Origin of the sequence: Isoptericola variabilis 225 (assembly GCF_000215105.1) — a bacterium.
Lineage (GTDB): Bacteria > Actinomycetota > Actinomycetes > Actinomycetales > Cellulomonadaceae > Isoptericola > Isoptericola variabilis_A.
In genome coordinates this window covers 1,733,651-1,749,057 of the sequence record NC_015588.1, presented here as the reverse complement: position 1 = coordinate 1,749,057, position 15,407 = coordinate 1,733,651, and the positions used below count along the sequence as shown (strand labels likewise).

General features: G+C 74.4%; 16 protein-coding genes. 15 read left to right on the top strand and 1 reads right to left on the bottom strand.

Going from position 1 to position 15,407, the window contains the following annotated elements; all coding sequences use genetic code 11:
- Positions 1 to 50 precede the first annotated feature (50 nt).
- The gene (locus ISOVA_RS08135; RefSeq protein WP_013838761.1) at positions 51 to 1,439 is read right to left on the bottom strand and encodes an FAD-binding oxidoreductase; all 1,389 of its coding nucleotides are present in this window, start codon (positions 1,437 to 1,439) and stop codon (positions 51 to 53) included.
- A gap of 476 nt (positions 1,440 to 1,915) precedes the next feature.
- Here ISOVA_RS08135 and ISOVA_RS08130 point away from each other — a divergent pair, with 476 nt between their 5' ends.
- From ISOVA_RS08130 to rpoZ, 15 genes are all read left to right on the top strand, one after another.
- The gene (locus ISOVA_RS08130) at positions 1,916 to 2,362 is read left to right on the top strand and encodes a type II 3-dehydroquinate dehydratase (RefSeq protein ID WP_013838760.1); all 447 of its coding nucleotides are present in this window, start codon (positions 1,916 to 1,918) and stop codon (positions 2,360 to 2,362) included.
- Between the two features lie 61 nt (positions 2,363 to 2,423).
- Positions 2,424 to 3,119: a hypothetical protein gene (locus tag ISOVA_RS08125; RefSeq protein ID WP_013838759.1), complete on the top strand. Its 696-nt coding sequence runs from the start codon at positions 2,424 to 2,426 to the stop codon at positions 3,117 to 3,119.
- Complete coding sequence (locus ISOVA_RS08120) at positions 3,116 to 3,526, top strand: hypothetical protein (RefSeq protein WP_013838758.1); 411 nt, start codon at positions 3,116 to 3,118, stop codon at positions 3,524 to 3,526. The genes ISOVA_RS08125 and ISOVA_RS08120 overlap by 4 nt, the downstream gene beginning before the upstream one ends.
- Before the next feature lie 152 nt (positions 3,527 to 3,678).
- A complete protein-coding gene (gene efp, locus ISOVA_RS08115) occupies positions 3,679 to 4,242 on the top strand; it encodes an elongation factor P (protein ID WP_013838757.1) in 564 nt (187 codons plus the stop codon).
- A 1-nt stretch (position 4,243) separates the two neighbouring features.
- On the top strand, positions 4,244 to 4,660 hold the full coding sequence (nusB, locus tag ISOVA_RS08110; RefSeq protein ID WP_013838756.1) for a transcription antitermination factor NusB: 417 nt from the start codon (positions 4,244 to 4,246) through the stop codon (positions 4,658 to 4,660).
- 221 nt (positions 4,661 to 4,881) lie between these two features.
- Positions 4,882 to 5,490, top strand: coding sequence for a bifunctional pyr operon transcriptional regulator/uracil phosphoribosyltransferase PyrR (gene pyrR / locus ISOVA_RS08105; RefSeq protein WP_013838755.1), 609 nt, complete (start codon positions 4,882 to 4,884; stop codon positions 5,488 to 5,490).
- On the top strand, positions 5,487 to 6,482 hold the full coding sequence (locus tag ISOVA_RS08100; protein ID WP_013838754.1) for an aspartate carbamoyltransferase catalytic subunit: 996 nt from the start codon (positions 5,487 to 5,489) through the stop codon (positions 6,480 to 6,482). The genes pyrR and ISOVA_RS08100 overlap by 4 nt, the downstream gene beginning before the upstream one ends.
- The gene (locus ISOVA_RS08095; RefSeq protein WP_013838753.1) at positions 6,479 to 7,846 is read left to right on the top strand and encodes a dihydroorotase; all 1,368 of its coding nucleotides are present in this window, start codon (positions 6,479 to 6,481) and stop codon (positions 7,844 to 7,846) included. The genes ISOVA_RS08100 and ISOVA_RS08095 overlap by 4 nt, the downstream gene beginning before the upstream one ends.
- Positions 7,843 to 8,442 (top strand): PH-like domain-containing protein, encoded by a 600-nt coding sequence (locus ISOVA_RS08090; protein ID WP_013838752.1) that lies wholly within the window; start codon positions 7,843 to 7,845, stop codon positions 8,440 to 8,442. The genes ISOVA_RS08095 and ISOVA_RS08090 overlap by 4 nt, the downstream gene beginning before the upstream one ends.
- The gene (carA, locus tag ISOVA_RS08085) at positions 8,439 to 9,707 is read left to right on the top strand and encodes a glutamine-hydrolyzing carbamoyl-phosphate synthase small subunit (protein ID WP_013838751.1); all 1,269 of its coding nucleotides are present in this window, start codon (positions 8,439 to 8,441) and stop codon (positions 9,705 to 9,707) included. The genes ISOVA_RS08090 and carA overlap by 4 nt, the downstream gene beginning before the upstream one ends.
- On the top strand, positions 9,707 to 13,078 hold the full coding sequence (carB, locus tag ISOVA_RS08080) for a carbamoyl-phosphate synthase large subunit (protein ID WP_013838750.1): 3,372 nt from the start codon (positions 9,707 to 9,709) through the stop codon (positions 13,076 to 13,078). The genes carA and carB overlap by 1 nt, the downstream gene beginning before the upstream one ends.
- On the top strand, positions 13,075 to 13,932 hold the full coding sequence (pyrF, locus tag ISOVA_RS08075; protein WP_013838749.1) for an orotidine-5'-phosphate decarboxylase: 858 nt from the start codon (positions 13,075 to 13,077) through the stop codon (positions 13,930 to 13,932). The genes carB and pyrF overlap by 4 nt, the downstream gene beginning before the upstream one ends.
- Before the next feature lie 102 nt (positions 13,933 to 14,034).
- On the top strand, positions 14,035 to 14,346 hold the full coding sequence (mihF, locus tag ISOVA_RS08070; RefSeq protein ID WP_013838748.1) for an integration host factor, actinobacterial type: 312 nt from the start codon (positions 14,035 to 14,037) through the stop codon (positions 14,344 to 14,346).
- Positions 14,339 to 14,974, top strand: coding sequence for a guanylate kinase (gmk, locus tag ISOVA_RS08065; RefSeq protein WP_013838747.1), 636 nt, complete (start codon positions 14,339 to 14,341; stop codon positions 14,972 to 14,974). Before mihF ends, gmk begins: the two co-directional genes overlap by 8 nt.
- Positions 14,975 to 15,094: 120 nt before the next feature.
- A complete protein-coding gene (gene rpoZ, locus ISOVA_RS08060; RefSeq protein ID WP_013838746.1) occupies positions 15,095 to 15,406 on the top strand; it encodes a DNA-directed RNA polymerase subunit omega in 312 nt (103 codons plus the stop codon).
- The last annotated feature ends 1 nt before the right edge of the window (position 15,407 follow it).

Sequence of the window (15,407 nt, the reverse complement as noted above, 5' to 3'; positions counted from 1 at the left end):
GTGCGTCGTCATGCCCTCTCGACGAGACGCCGCACCCGGACGTGACACGATCACCGCGGCGGGACGTTGACGTTGGCCCGGAACAGGTTCTGCGGGTCGTACGCGCGCTTGACGGCGGCGAGCCGGTCCCACGTGGCACCCGGGTAGACAGACCGGGCCAGCGCCGGGTCGCCGTCGGGCACGAACGCCGCGTACGCGCCGTCGCGCTGCCGGAGCCGCTCGACGAGCGCCCCGACCCACGGACGGTAGCCGGCGACCGCCTCGGCCGACGGCCCGGCGGCCATCACGTACCCGACCATCCCCGCGTCGCGGTGCGCGTACGCGGTCGCGTCCGGTGCGACGTCGGCCACCGCGCCGCCGAGCACGCGCAGCTGCACGGCGCGCATCATCGCCGGCGAGGACTCCAGCTCGGCCAGGGCGTGCGCCGCGGCCTCGCCGTCGACCGCGTCCGCGAGGAACGTGCCCGCGGTCGCGACGATGCTCCCGCCGGGGGCCTCCTCGAGGAGCCCGGAGTACGGCCCGGTGCGGATCATGTCGACGATGGCGCCTCCGGCCCGGTCCGCCACGGCGCGCAGCGGGGCGAGACCGGCATCGGCCGTCTCCGGGTCGCCCGACCAGCAGACGTTGGCCATGATCACGCCGCGCCCGTGCCACTCGGCGGGCACGAAGGGCATCGGGGGAGCGATCATCACGGTGAGGATCGCCGTGAGCTCGCGCGGCGCCGCGGCCGCGGCCTCGACCATGCCCGCCACGGACTCGGGCGTCGCCGGCACCATGAGCATGCCGCCCACGACGGTCGGCAACTCGTGCAGCGCGTACCGGAAGCGCGTGACGACGCCGAGGTTGCCGCCGCCTCCGCGCAGCGCCCAGAGGAGCTCGGGCTCGCGCTCGTCGACCAGGACGACCTCGCCGTCGGCCGTGACGAGCTCGGCGCCCGTGAGGCTGTCGATCGTCAGGCCGTGCGAGCGCGCCAGCAGCCCGAGGCCCCCGGCGAGCGTGATCCCGCCGATGCCGACACTCGCCGTGTCCCCGAACGGGGTCACGAGGCCGTGCTCGCCGACGGCCCGTGCGTAGGCGCCGGCGGTCAGACCGCCGCCGGCCCACGCGGTGCGGCCGTCCGGGTCGACCTCGATCGAGTCCAGCGACCGCAGGTCGATCGTCAGGGCGCCGTGGTCGCGCCCCAGTCCGAGGGCCGAGTGCCCGCCGGCGCGCACCGAGACGGACGCACCGGCGTCGCGCGCGAACCGCACGGCACGCGCGACGCCCGCGGCGTCGACGGGCCGCACGATCGCGGCCGGCCGCCACTCGACGCCTCCGGGCTCGATCGCGCGCGCGGCCTCGTAGCCGTCGTCGTCCGGGGTCAGGACCGTCGTGGTGCCGGCCGGGTCGCCGTCGAGCGCGGCGCGCACCGAGGCGGGCGAGAGCGTGGTCGTGGACATGCTTCCTCCATCGGGACGTGGGGTGGTACCGGTCGTGCGCGCCCGTCACGGACGGACGCGAGGCTCCTGCAGGGGTGGACCTCGCCGCGGCCGCATCCTCATCGCCAGGGTCCTGCGAACCCGACGAGCCGCCAAGGCCTTTCGTGACACCGCGCCGGGTGAACCCCGCCACCTCCCGTCCCGGGATCGCCGGGAGCGTAGGCCGGGGGAGCGGAACCTCCTCGTCCCGGCGGATCGCCGCGTCGAGGAGGTGGACCCCGTGGGCGCTCGCGGCCACGAGCACCTGCCCGGGGCCGGGCACCGGATCGGGGACCTGCTCGAGCACGAGGGTCTCGGGCGGGCCGAAGGCGTGGTGTCGGATGGCGTCCATGACCCGCATCCTGAGACCTCGAGCGCCCTCGAGGTCAAGGGCCAGGACGGAGCGGCGGTCGCGAGACGCGCCGCCGTCGTGGCCGTCGCGGTCCTAGGCTCGGGTCATGACTCAGGTGCTGGTGCTCAACGGTCCCAACCTCGGCCGGCTCGGCGTGCGCGAGCCGGAGATCTACGGCCACGCGTCCATGGCGGACCTCGAGCGGGAGGCCGCCGTGTGGGGGAGCGACCTCGGGCTCGAGGTCGACGTGCGCCAGACCGACGACGAGTCGCAGCTCGTGGGCTGGCTGCACGAGGCGGTCGACGCGCGCGCCCACGTGGTGCTCAACCCGGCGGCGTTCACCCACTACAGCTACGCGCTGCGCGACGCCGCGGCGCAGGTGACGTCGTCGGGGCTCCTGCTGGTCGAGGTCCACCTGTCCAACCCTGCCGCGCGCGAGTCGTTCCGCCACTACTCCGTGGTCGCGGGCATCGCGACGGGCACGGTCGCGGGCTTCGGCTTCGACTCCTACCGGCTGGCGCTGGCCGCGGTGGCGCGCAAGCTCGTGGACTAGACCACGTGGTATCAAGGTCGACGCCTTGAGAGAATGGGGTCAAGACTGTAGCCTTGACACCATGCTCGTCCTCACCGTCGACCAGCGCGGCAGCACCCGCCGGGGCGACCTCGTCCCCGCGGTGCTCGAGCTGCTCGACGCCGCCACCGAGGGTCGCGCGGCCCCCGGCCTGGTGCTGCCGTTCGAGCGCACGGTCGGCGACGAGGTCCAGGGCGTCCTCGCCGCCGACGACGCCGGGGCGCGCCTCGCGGTCGACCTCGTGCTCGCGCTGCTGCGCGACGGCGGGTGGTCGGTCGGCGTGGGCGCCGGTCCGGTCGACGAGCCGCTGCCCGAGGTCTCGCGTGCCGCCTCCGGGCCCGCGTTCGTGCGCGCCCGCGCCGCCGTCGAGCGGGCCAAGGCGCGAGGCGCCGCGGTGCCGGTGGCCGTCGTGGGTCCCGGGGACGAGCCGGGAGCGACGATCGCCGCCGACGCCGAGGCGCTGCTGCGGCTGCTCGGGGCCGTCGCGGCGCGTCGCACCGGCGCGGGCTGGGAGGCCATCGATACGCTCGCCGGGCACGCCACGGCGAGCGCTCCGCAGCGGGCCACCGCCCGGGCGCTCGGCGTGAGCGAGCAGGCCGTGAGCCAGCGGCTGCGCACGGCCCTGTGGGCCGAGGAGGAGGCGGTGCGGCCGCTCGCGGCCCGGCTCCTGGCCGCGGCGGGCACGGTCGAGCGGCCGCGCGAGACGTACGACGACGACACGCAGGAGGGCGGGCGATGAACGGAGCCGCCGTCGCGGGGCTGGCGGGCGTCTGGGTGGTCGCCCTGGCGCTGAGCGTCGCCGTGGGCGCCTGGCTCGTGCCGTGGGTCCTGCGGCACACGGAGAAGGAGCCCCGCATCGAGGCCGAGGCGATGGCCGTGCTGCGGGGCGGGACCTGGATCGGCGTCCTCGAGCGCCTCGCCGTCACGGCGACGATCCTCGCCGGGCATCCCGAGGGCGTCGCGATCGTCGTGGCGGTCAAGGGCCTCGGGCGCTACCCCGAGCTCAAGGAGCACCCCGTGGCGAGCGAGCGCTTCGTCGTCGGGACGCTCGCCTCGCTCGTGTGGGCGGGAGTCGTCGGCCTCGTGGCGCGGGCGGTCGTCGTGCTCCTCGCCACGGGTCGCGTCCCGCTCGACGTGGTGACGTGAGCGTCGCAGCCGGCGCGCGCCCGTCGCGCAGGGGCCGCACCGCGGCGCTGTAGAATGGCTCGGGCCTTCTGCGGCCCGACCTGACCTCCGGCGCCAGGACCCGCCCGTCCGGCGCCGGCTCACTCCATCCGACTCGAGGACGAACTGACACCGTGGCAACCTCCAACGACATCAAGAACGGCACCGTGCTCCGCATCGACGGCCAGCTCTGGACGATCCTCGAGTTCCAGCACGTCAAGCCGGGCAAGGGTGGCGCGTTCGTCCGCACCAAGATGAAGAACGTCCTGTCGGGCAAGGTCGTCGACAAGACGTTCAACGCGGGCGTCAAGGTCGAGACCGCGAACGTCGACCGCCGCGACTACCAGTACCTGTACATGGACGGCGCGGACTACGTCTTCATGGACAACGACACGTACGACCAGATCACGATCCCGGCCGAGGTCGTCGGCGACGCCGCCAACTACCTCCTCGAGGGCCAGAACGTCATGGTCGCCTCGAACGACGGCACGCCGCTGTACATCGAGCTGCCCGCCTCCGTCGTGCTCGAGATCACGTACACCGAGCCGGGCCTGCAGGGCGACCGGTCGACCGGCGGCACCAAGCCCGCCACGCTCGAGACGGGCGCCGAGATCCAGGTGCCGCTCTTCCTCGAGCAGGGCACCAAGGTCAAGGTCGACACCCGCACGGGTGACTACCTCGGCCGCGTGAACGACTGACGTGGCGGCACGCACCAAGGCACGCAAGCGCGCCGTCGACATCCTCTTCGAGGCCGAGCAGCGCAAGGTCGAGCCCGTGGCGCTGCTCGCCGAGCGGGTGGCCGAGCCCCGCACCGAGGCCGCCGTCCCGCAGTACACGGTCGAGATCGTCGAGGGCGTCGTCGCGCACCGGGAGCGCATCGACGAGCTGCTCGAGACGTACTCGCACGGGTGGACGCTCGAGCGCATGCCGGCCGTGGACCGCGCCCTGCTGCGCATCGGCACGTGGGAGATCCTCTTCAACGACGAGGTGCCGGACGCCGTCGCGATCGACGAGGCGGTGGACCTGGCCGGCACGCTCTCGACCGACGACTCGCCGTCGTTCGTCAACGGCCTGCTCGGCCGGATCCTCGACGTCAAGCCCACGCTGCTGGCCTGAGCGGACCGGCACGCAGCCGCCGTGGCGGGCACCCCGACCGGGTGCCCGCCACGCGTGCGTCAGGGGACGTGGGCGCCGGTGCGGCCGCCGCACGCCGGTGTGACGCACCTCGCGTCCGCATCGTGGGGCGTCGCGCCGCCGGGCGCGGGCGCCGGGTTACGCTGAGCCCCGACAGACACCCTTTAAGCCCGTCCCGTGAGGCGGGGAAGGAGGTCGCCAGCGTGAACCCTGGCACCGGCACGCCCGGAACGGCCCACGAGCAGGTGGACCCCGGCACGCGCACCGTCCTCGGCCCGGGCGACGTCGCCCGCGCGCTGACCCGCATCGCCCACGAGATCGTCGAGCGGGCCAAGGGCGTCGAGGACGTCGTGCTCCTCGGCATCCCGACGCGCGGCGTGAACCTCGCGGCGCGTCTCGCCGACCGGCTCGCCGCCATCGACCCGGCCTTCGACGCCGCCCAGAGCCTCGGCGAGCTCGACGTCACCATGTACCGCGACGACCTGCGCCGCCAGCCCACGCGCGCCGTCGGCGTGACGCGCCTGCCCGGCGCCGGCATCGAGGGCAAGACCGTCGTCCTGGTCGACGACGTGCTCTTCTCCGGCCGCACCATCCGCGCCGCGCTCGACGCGATCAGCGACCTCGGCCGCCCGCGTGCGGTCCGCCTCGCGTGCCTCGTCGACCGCGGGCACCGCGAGCTTCCGATCCGGCCGGACTTCGTGGGCAAGAACCTGCCGACGGCGGTCTCCGAGCGGGTGCGCGTCCTGCTGAGCGAGGTCGACGGCACCGAGGACGCGGTCGTCATCTCGGGTCCGGACGGGGCAGAGCGATGAAGCACCTGCTGTCGACCGCCGACCTGAGCAAGGACGACGCGATCCTCCTGCTCGACACCGCCGCGCAGATGGCCGCGACCCAGTCGCGCGAGATCAAGAAGCTGCCGACGCTGCGCGGGCGCACCGTCGTCAACCTGTTCTTCGAGGACTCGACGCGCACGCGGATCTCGTTCGAGACGGCGGCCAAGCGCCTGAGCGCGGACGTCATCAACTTCTCGGCCAAGGGCTCGAGCGTGTCCAAGGGCGAGTCGCTCAAGGACACCGCGCTGACCCTGCACGCCATGGGCGCCGACGCGGTCGTCGTGCGGCACTGGGCCTCGGGCGCGCCCTACCAGCTCGCGCACGCCGGCTGGCTCGACGCCGCCGTGCTCAACGCGGGCGACGGCACGCACCAGCACCCGACCCAGGCGCTGCTCGACGCGTTCACGATCCGCCGCCACCTCGTGGGCCGGCGCGGCGGCGGCGACCCGGACGGCGTCGGTGCGGACCTCGCGGGGCTGCGCGTCGCGATCGTCGGGGACGTGCTGCACTCGCGCGTCGCGCGCTCCAACGTGGCGCTGCTGCGCACGCTCGGGGCCGAGGTGACGCTCGTGTCCCCGCCGACGCTGCTGCCCGTGGGCGTCGAGAGCTGGCCGTGCCGCACCTCGTACGACCTGGACGCCACGCTCGCCGACTGGCGCCCCGACGCCGTGATGATGCTGCGCGTGCAGCGTGAGCGCATGTCCGGCGGCTCGGGCGGCGCGTTCTTCCCGAGCCCGCTCGAGTACACGCGGTACTACGGGCTCGACGCGCGGCGCCTCGCCCTGCTGGACGACCACGCGATCGTCATGCACCCCGGCCCGATGAACCGCGGCCTGGAGATCTCGGCCGAGGCCGCCGACTCGGACCGCGCCGTCATCGTCGAGCAGGTCGCCAACGGCGTCGCCGTGCGCATGGCCGCGCTCTACCTGCTGCTGGCCGGGGACCCCTCGGCGGAAGGGAACGACCTGTGAGCACCGACCACTCCTCGACCTCCTACGTCCTGCGGGGCGTGCGCCCCCTGGGCGGCGAGCCGGCCGACGTCGTCGTGGCGGGCGGCGTGATCGCGGCGCTCGGCGCGCCCGGGACCGTCGAGGCGCCCGCCGGCGACGTCGTCGAGGTCGACGGCGCGGGGCACGTGCTCCTGCCCGGCCTCGTCGACCTCCACACGCACCTGCGCGAGCCGGGCCGCGAGGACGCCGAGACGGTGGCGTCCGGGACGCGCGCCGCGGCCGCGGGCGGCTTCACGGCCGTGCACGCGATGGCCAACACCTCGCCGGTCGCCGACACCGCGGGCGTCGTCGAGCAGGTGTGGCGCCTCGGGCGCGACGCCGGGTACGCCGACGTGCACCCCGTCGGCGCGGTCACGGTCGGCCTGGACGGCGAGCGGCTCGCCGAGCTCGGCGCGATGGCCGACTCGGCCGCGCGCGTGCGGGTCTTCTCCGACGACGGCAAGTGCGTCCACGACCCGATCCTCATGCGCCGGGCGCTGGAGTACGTCAAGGCGTTCGACGGCGTCGTCGCGCAGCACGCGCAGGAGCCGCGTCTGACCGAGGGCGCCCAGATGAACGAGGGGGTCGTCTCGGCCGAGATCGGCCTGGCCGGCTGGCCCGCCGTGGCCGAGGAGGCGATCATCGCGCGCGACGTGCTGCTCGCCGAGCACGTGGGCTCGCGCCTGCACGTGTGCCACCTGTCGACCGCCGGCTCGGTCGAGATCGTGCGGTGGGCCAAGTCGCGCGGCATCGACGTCACCGCGGAGGTCACGCCGCACCACCTCGTGCTCACCGACGACCTGGCGCGCACCTACGACCCGACGTACAAGGTCAACCCGCCGCTGCGCACGGCGCAGGACGTCGAGGCGGTGCGCGAGGGCCTCGCCGACGGCACCATCGACATCGTCGCCACGGACCACGCGCCGCACACGCGCGAGGACAAGGACTGCGAGTGGGGCGCGGCCGCCTTCGGCATGACCGGGCTCGAGACGGCCCTGTCGGTGGTCCAGCAGACCATGGTCGACACCGGCCGGCTCACCTGGGCCGACGTCGCGCGCGTGCTGTCGACGGCCCCGGCCCGCATCGGGCGCATCGGCGACAGGCACGGCCGCCCGATCGCCGTCGGGGAGCCCGCGAACCTCACGCTCGTCGACCCCGCCGCGACGCGCGTCGTCGACGGCGCCGCGCAGGTCACCGCCAGCGGCAACACGCCGTTCGCCGGACGCGAGCTGCCAGGCCGCGTCGTGGCCACGTTCCTGCGCGGACGCGCCACGGTGCTGGACGGCGCCGTCGTCGACGCGCCCCGCGGCGCCGCCGGCCGCCACGCCGGGGCGGGTGCCCGATGAACCTGCCCCTGCCCGTCGCGGTCGGGATCTGGCTCGTCCTCGGCGCGCTCCTGCTGCTGCTCGTGCTCACCGGCCGGCGCCGGCTCGCGCAGCGCACGCGCCGCCTCGTGCCCGCCCCGCCCGCCGTGCCCGACGAGCTCGGCGCCCTGCGCGTCGGGCCGCTCGAGGCGACGTACGTCTCGACGACGCTCGCGGGCGACTGGCTGGCCCGCGTCGGCGCCCACGGTCTGGGCGACCGGTCGGCCGCCCGGGTGAGCGTGCACGACGCCGGCGTGCTCGTCGAGCGCACCGGCGCCCCGGACGTGTTCGTGCCCGCGGACGCCCTCCGCGGCGCCGGCCTGGCGCCCGGCATGGCCGGCAAGTACGTCGGCGCGGACGGGCTCGTCGTGATCGGCTGGCACATGCCGTCCGACGGCGAGGTGCCCGCCGCCGACCTCGACACCGGCCTGCGCACCCGGTACGCGACCGACCGCGCCCGCCTGGTCGACGCCGTGCGGCACCTCGCGGTCCGCGCGCCCGACACCGGCCCCCGCACCCCGGCACCCGAGACCGACCCCGAGACCCCTGCCGAGACCCCCGCCCCGGAGGACCAGTGAGCATCACCACCAGTACGACCGGCACCGACCGGGCGATCCTCGTCCTCGAGGACGGCACCGTCGCCCGCGGCCGCGCCTACGGGGCCCGCGGCACCACGCTGGGCGAGATCGTCTTCTCGACCGGCATGACCGGCTACCAGGAGACGCTGACCGACCCGTCCTACCACCGCCAGATCGTCGTCATGACCGCGCCGCACGTCGGCAACACGGGCATCAACGACGAGGACCCCGAGTCCGGCCGCATCTGGGTCGCCGGCTACGTCCTGCGAGACCCGGCCCGCCGCGTGTCGTCCTGGCGCGCCAACCGCACGCTCGAGGGCGAGCTCGCCGCCCAGGGCGTCGTCGGCATCGCCGAGGTCGACACCCGGTTCCTCACGCGCCACCTGCGCGAGCTCGGCGTCATGCGCGCCGGGATCTTCTCCGGCGAGGACCTCGTGCGCGACGGGCTCGAGCGTCCCGTGGCCGAGCTCGTCGCCGAGGTGCGCTCCGCGCCGCTCATGGCCGGCGCCGACCTCGCCCGCGAGGTCACGACGCCCGAGCCGTACGTCGTCGAGCCGTCCGGCGAGTTCTTCGGGCGCGAGCCGGTCGCCACGGTCGTCGCGGTCGACCTCGGCATCAAGGCCATGACGCCGCAGCGCCTCGCCGAGCGCGGCGTGCGCGTCCACGTCGTGCCCCAGTCCGCGACGTTCGACGACGTCGCCCGCCTCCTGCCCGCCGACGGCAGCCCGGCCGGCGTGTTCTTCTCCAACGGCCCGGGCGACCCGGCGGCCGCGACCCACGAGGTCGAGCTGCTGCGCGAGGTGCTCGACCGCCGCATCCCGTTCTTCGGCATCTGCTTCGGCAACCAGCTGCTCGGCCGCGCCCTCGGGTACGGCACGTACAAGCTGGGCTACGGGCACCGCGGCATCAACCAGCCCGTCATGGACCGCACGACCGGCAAGGTCGAGGTCACCGCGCACAACCACGGCTTCGCCGTCGACGCGCCCGTCGACGCCGTGTCCACCGCCCCGCACGACGGCGGCCGGTACGGGCGCGTGATCGTCTCGCACGTCGGCCTCAACGACCAGGTCGTCGAGGGCCTGACGGCGCTCGACCTGCCCGCGTTCTCGGTGCAGTACCACCCCGAGGCCGCCGCCGGTCCGCACGACTCCGCCTACCTGTTCGACCGCTTCGTGGCGCTCATGCGCACGCGCGAGCCCGTGACCGTCCCCGCCTCGGCCCTGGCCGGGCTCACGCCCGCCGGCGCCGGCGAGAAGGAGAACTGATGCCCCGCCGTACCGACATCTCCTCCGTCCTGGTCATCGGGTCCGGCCCGATCGTCATCGGCCAGGCCTGCGAGTTCGACTACTCCGGGACCCAGGCGTGCCGCGTGCTCAAGGAGGAGGGCCTGCGCGTGGTCCTCGTCAACTCCAACCCGGCCACGATCATGACCGACCCCGAGTTCGCCGACGCCACCTACGTCGAGCCCATCACCACCGAGGTCCTCACCTCGATCATCGCCAAGGAGCGCCCCGACGCCCTGCTGCCCACCCTCGGCGGGCAGACGGCGCTCAACGCCGCGATCGCGCTCGACGAGGCGGGCGTCCTCGAGCAGTACGGCGTCGAGCTCATCGGCGCCAACATCGAGGCGATCCAGAAGGGCGAGGACCGCGAGCAGTTCAAGCAGGTCGTCGAGCGCTGCGGCGGCGAGTCCGCCCGCTCCCAGATCGTCCACACGGTCGACGAGGCGCTCGCGGCCGCCGAGACGCTCGGCTACCCCATGGTCGTGCGCCCCTCGTTCACCATGGGCGGGCTCGGCTCCGGCCTCGCGTACGACGAGGCGGACCTGCGCCGGATCGTCGGCCAGGGCCTGCACTACTCGCCGACCACCGAGGTGCTCCTCGAGGAGTCCATCCTCGGCTGGAAGGAGTACGAGCTCGAGCTCATGCGCGACAAGCGCGACAACGTCGTCGTCGTGTGCTCCATCGAGAACGTCGACCCCGTCGGCGTCCACACGGGCGACTCGGTCACCGTGGCGCCCGCCATGACGCTCACCGACCGCGAGTACCAGAAGCTGCGCGACATCGGCATCGCCGTCATCCGCGAGGTCGGCGTCGACACGGGCGGGTGCAACATCCAGTTCGCCGTCGACCCCGCCACCGGGCGCGTCATCGTCATCGAGATGAACCCCCGCGTCTCGCGCTCCTCGGCGCTGGCGTCCAAGGCGACCGGCTTCCCGATCGCGAAGATCGCGGCCAAGCTCGCCGTCGGGTACACGCTCGACGAGATCCCCAACGACATCACGCAGGTCACCCCGGCCAGCTTCGAGCCCACGCTCGACTACGTCGTGGTCAAGGTCCCGCGGTTCGCGTTCGAGAAGTTCCCCGCGGCCGACGACACCCTCACCACCACGATGAAGTCCGTCGGCGAGGCCATGGCCCTCGGGCGCAACTTCACCGAGGCGCTCGGCAAGGCCCTGCGCTCGATCGACAAGGGCGGCGTCGCGTTCCACTGGGACGGCGAGCCCGTCGCCGGCGAGGCGCTCGACGCCCTGCTCGACGAGATCCGCCGGCCCACCGAGCAGCGGCTCGTCGGCGTCCAGCAGGCGCTGCGAGCCGGTGCCAGCATCGAGCAGGTCTTCGAGGCCACGGGCATCGACCCCTGGTTCCTCGACCAGATCCAGCTCGTCAACGAGGTCGCCGCCGAGGTCGCCGCCAGCCCCACCCTCACCGAGGACGTGCTGCGCCGCGCCAAGCGCCACGGCCTGTCCGACGCGCAGGTCGCGCGCCTGCGCGGCATGGGCCCCACGGGCGAGGTCACCGTGCGCGAGGTCCGCCACGCGCTCGGCGTGCGCCCCGTCTACAAGACCGTCGACACGTGCGCCGCCGAGTTCGCCGCCCGCACCCCGTACCACTACTCGTCCTACGACACCGAGACCGAGGTCGCTCCCCGCGAGCGCGAGGCCGTCATCATCCTCGGCTCGGGCCCCAACCGCATCGGGCAGGGCATCGAGTTCGACTACTCGTGCGTCCACGCGGCCCTGACGCTCAAGGACCGCTACGAGACGGTCATGGTCAACTGCAACCCCGAGACCGTCTCGACCGACTACGACACCTCCGACCGGCTCTACTTCGAGCCGCTGACGTTCGAGGACGTCCTCGAGGTCTACCAGGCCGAGCTCGCCGCCGGCCCCGTCAAGGGCATCATCGTCCAGCTCGGCGGCCAGACCCCGCTGTCGCTCGCGCAGCGTCTCGCCGACGCCGGCCTGCCCGTCCTCGGCACCACGCCCGAGGCCATCGACGCCGCCGAGGACCGCGGCATCTTCGGCCAGGTCCTGCTCGACGCCGGCCTGCCCGCGCCCGCGTTCGGCACCGCGCGCTCGCTCGGCCAGGCCAAGGACGTCGCCGAGCGCATCGGCTACCCCGTGCTCGTGCGCCCCTCCTACGTGCTCGGCGGGCGCGGCATGGAGATCGTCTACTCGCCCGAGCAGCTCACCGGCTACGTCGAGCGGGCGCTCGCGGACGCCGCCGCGTCGGGCGCGCCGGGCACGCTGCCGGCACCGCTGCTCATCGACCGCTTCCTCGACGACGCGATGGAGATCGACGTCGACGCCCTGTACGACGGCACCGAGCTGTTCCTCGGCGGCGTGATGGAGCACATCGAGGAGGCCGGCATCCACTCGGGCGACTCGGCCTGCGTGCTGCCGCCCGTGTCCCTGAGCGAGGCCGAGATCGAGCGGATCCGCCGCTCGACCGAGGCCATCGCCAAGGGCGTCGGCGTGCGCGGCCTGCTCAACGTGCAGTACGCGCTCGTCTCCGACGTGCTGTACGTGCTCGAGGCCAACCCGCGCGCGTCGCGCACCGTACCGTTCGTGTCGAAGGCGACCGGGACGTCCCTGGCCAAGGCCGCCGCCCGGATCATGGTCGGCGACTCCGTCGCGCAGCTGCGCGCCGAGGGCGTGCTGCCCGAGGCCGACGGCGGCACCCTGGACCTGGGCGCGCCGATCGCCGTCAAGGAGGCGGTGCTGCCGTTCAAGCGGTTCCGCACCACCGAGGGCCTCGTCGTCGACACCGTGCTCGGCCCGGAGATGCGCTCGACGGGCGAGGTCATGGGCTTCGACGTCGACTTCCCGCACGCGTTCGCCAAGTCGCAGGCCGCCGCCTTCGGCGGGCTGCCGACGTCGGGCACGGTGTTCGTCTCGGTCGCCGACCGCGACAAGCGCTCGATCGTGTTCCCGGTCAAGCGGCTGGCCGAGCTCGGTTTCGAGGTCCTCGCGACCGCGGGCACCGCGCAGGTGCTGCGCCGCAACGGCATCGGCGCGCGCGTGGTGCGCAAGTTCTCCGCGGGCCGCGGCGAGGCGGGCGAGCCGACGATCGTCGACCTCATCACCGCCGGCGAGGTCGACCTCGTGGTCAACTCGCCGTCGGGCCAGGGCGCGCGCGCCGACGGCTACGAGATCCGCGCGGCCACGACCGCCGCCGACAAGCCGATCGCCACGACGGTCGACCAGCTCGCGGCCGCGGTCCAGGGCATCGAGGCCATCCTCGGCGGCCCGTTCGACGTCGCGAGCCTGCAGGAGCACACCGCCGCGACCCGCGCGCGCCTCGGGCTCGACGACGCCCCGGCGCCCGCCGCGCCGGCCGGGGTCGTCGCGTGACGGCTGGGGCGCGGGCGCCGTTCGGCGCCCGCCTCGCCGCGGCCATGGACGACCACGGACCGCTGTGCGTCGGCATCGACCCCCACGCCGCGCTGCTCGCGGCGTGGGGGCTGGCCGACGACGCCGCGGGCGTGCGCGAGTTCGGGCTGCGGGTCGTCGAGGCGCTCGCCGGCCGGGTCGCGGCGCTCAAGCCCCAGGCCGCGTTCTTCGAGCGGCACGGGTCCCGCGGCGTCGCCGCGCTCGAGGACGTCCTGGCCGCGGCCCGCGCCGCCGGGGTGCTCACGATCGTCGACGCCAAGCGCGGCGACATCGGCTCGACCATGGCGGGCTACGCCGACGCGTTCCTGGCCGACGGCTCCCCGCTCGCGGGCGACGCGGTCACCCTCTCGCCGTACCTCGGCTTCGGCTCGCTCGCGCCGGCCGCCGAGCTCGCCGCCGCGGGCGGCCGCGGGATCTTCGTCCTGTGCCTCACCTCCAACCCGGAGGGCCGCGAGGTCCAGCACGCCGTCGGGCCCGACGGCGTGAGCGTGGCCGCGGGCATCGCCGCGCAGGCCGCGACGCTCAACGCGGGCGCGGAGCCGCTCGGCTCGGTGGGCCTGGTCGTGGGCGCCACCGTCGGGGACGCGGTGCGCGCGACCGGCACGGACCTCGAGGCGGTGGGCGGCCCGCTGCTCGCGCCGGGCGTCGGTGCGCAGGGGGCGGGGGAGCGCGAGCTCGCCGCGGTCTTCGGTGCGGCCCGCCGCCAGGTGCTCGCGTCGTCGTCCCGGGGCGTGCTGGCGGCCGGTCCGGACGCGGGCGGCCTGCGGGCGGCGGCCGCCGGTGCGGCTGCGGAGGCGCGCGCGGCGCTGCGCTGAGCGCGACTCGCCGCCGCTACGGATTGCCGGTCCCGCAGGTCGTGGCTACTTTCGAGTGAGCAGTTCCACTTCTATCAAGCTCGACATGAGTAGGTGACTTGCGTGGCCCTTCCTCCTCTCACCCCGGAACAGCGCGCGGCGGCCCTCGAGAAGGCTGCCGAGGCACGACGTGCGCGCGCGGAGATCAAGAACCGGCTCAAGTACTCCCAGGGCTCGCTCAAGGACGTGATCGAGCAGGGACAGACCGACGACGTCGTCGGCAAGCTCAAGGTCGTCTCGTTGCTGGAGTCGCTCCCCGGTGTCGGTAAGGTGAAGGCTCGGGCGATCATGGAGGAGATCGGGATCGCCGAGACCCGCCGTGTCCGCGGCCTGGGGCCGCACCAGGCCCAGGCGCTCATCGAGAGGTTTGGCTGACATTTCCGCACCACCCGCCGGCGACCCGGCACAGCACCACACCGAGCACCAGCCCGCCCGCCTGACCGTGCTCGCCGGGCCCACCGCCGTCGGGAAGGGCACCGTGTCCGCGGAAGTCCGCGCCCGCTACCCGCAGGTGTGGCTGTCCGTCTCGGCCACCACGCGCCCCCCGCGCCCGGGGGAGGTAGACGGCGTCCACTACCTGTTCGTCTCGCCCGAGGAGTTCGACCGCATGGTCGCCGCGGGCGAGATGCTGGAGTGGGCGGTGGTGCACGGCCGCCACCGGTACGGCACCCCGCGCGGCCCGGTCGTCGAGCACCTGGCCGCGGGCGTGCCCACGCTGCTCGAGATCGACCTCCAGGGTGCGCGGCAGGTCCGCGCGTCCATGCCCGAGGCGCGCTTCGTGTTCCTCGCGCCGCCGAGCTTCGAGGAGCTCGTGCGCCGGCTCGTCGGACGCGGCACCGAGTCCGCCGAGGAGCGCGAGCGCCGGCTCGCGACCGCGCGCGTCGAGCTCGCGGCCGAGGACGAGTTCGACGTGACGATCGTCAACGACGACGTCACCCGGGCGGCCGACGAGCTGGCGAGCATCATGGGCGTGGCCGCGGCGCCGCGCCCCGTCGCGCGCTGACCCGCCGCACCCCGGTGCCGCCGCGCACCGCACGCGGCGGCCTGCGCCGCGCCCGGCGTCCCCGTCCGCCCAGGTAGACTCGGACGCAGACCCCGAACCACCACCGTTGGAGAGTGACCCATGGCCGGAACCGTGGCCGAGCCGATCGGCATCACCGACCCGCCCATCGACGAGCTGCTGGAGAAGATCGACTCCAAGTACGGCCTCGTCCTGTACGCGGCCAAGCGCGCGCGCCAGATCAACGCGTACTACTCGCAGCTCAACGAGGGCATCCTGGAGAACGTGGGCCCGCTCGTCGAGACGCGCAACCAGGAGAAGCCGCTGTCGATCGCGCTGCGCGAGATCAACGAGGGCCTCCTGACGGTCCGTCCGACGGAGGGCGACGAGCCCGCCGGCGGCACGCCCGAGGCCGCCGACGAGCCCACCTTCTGAG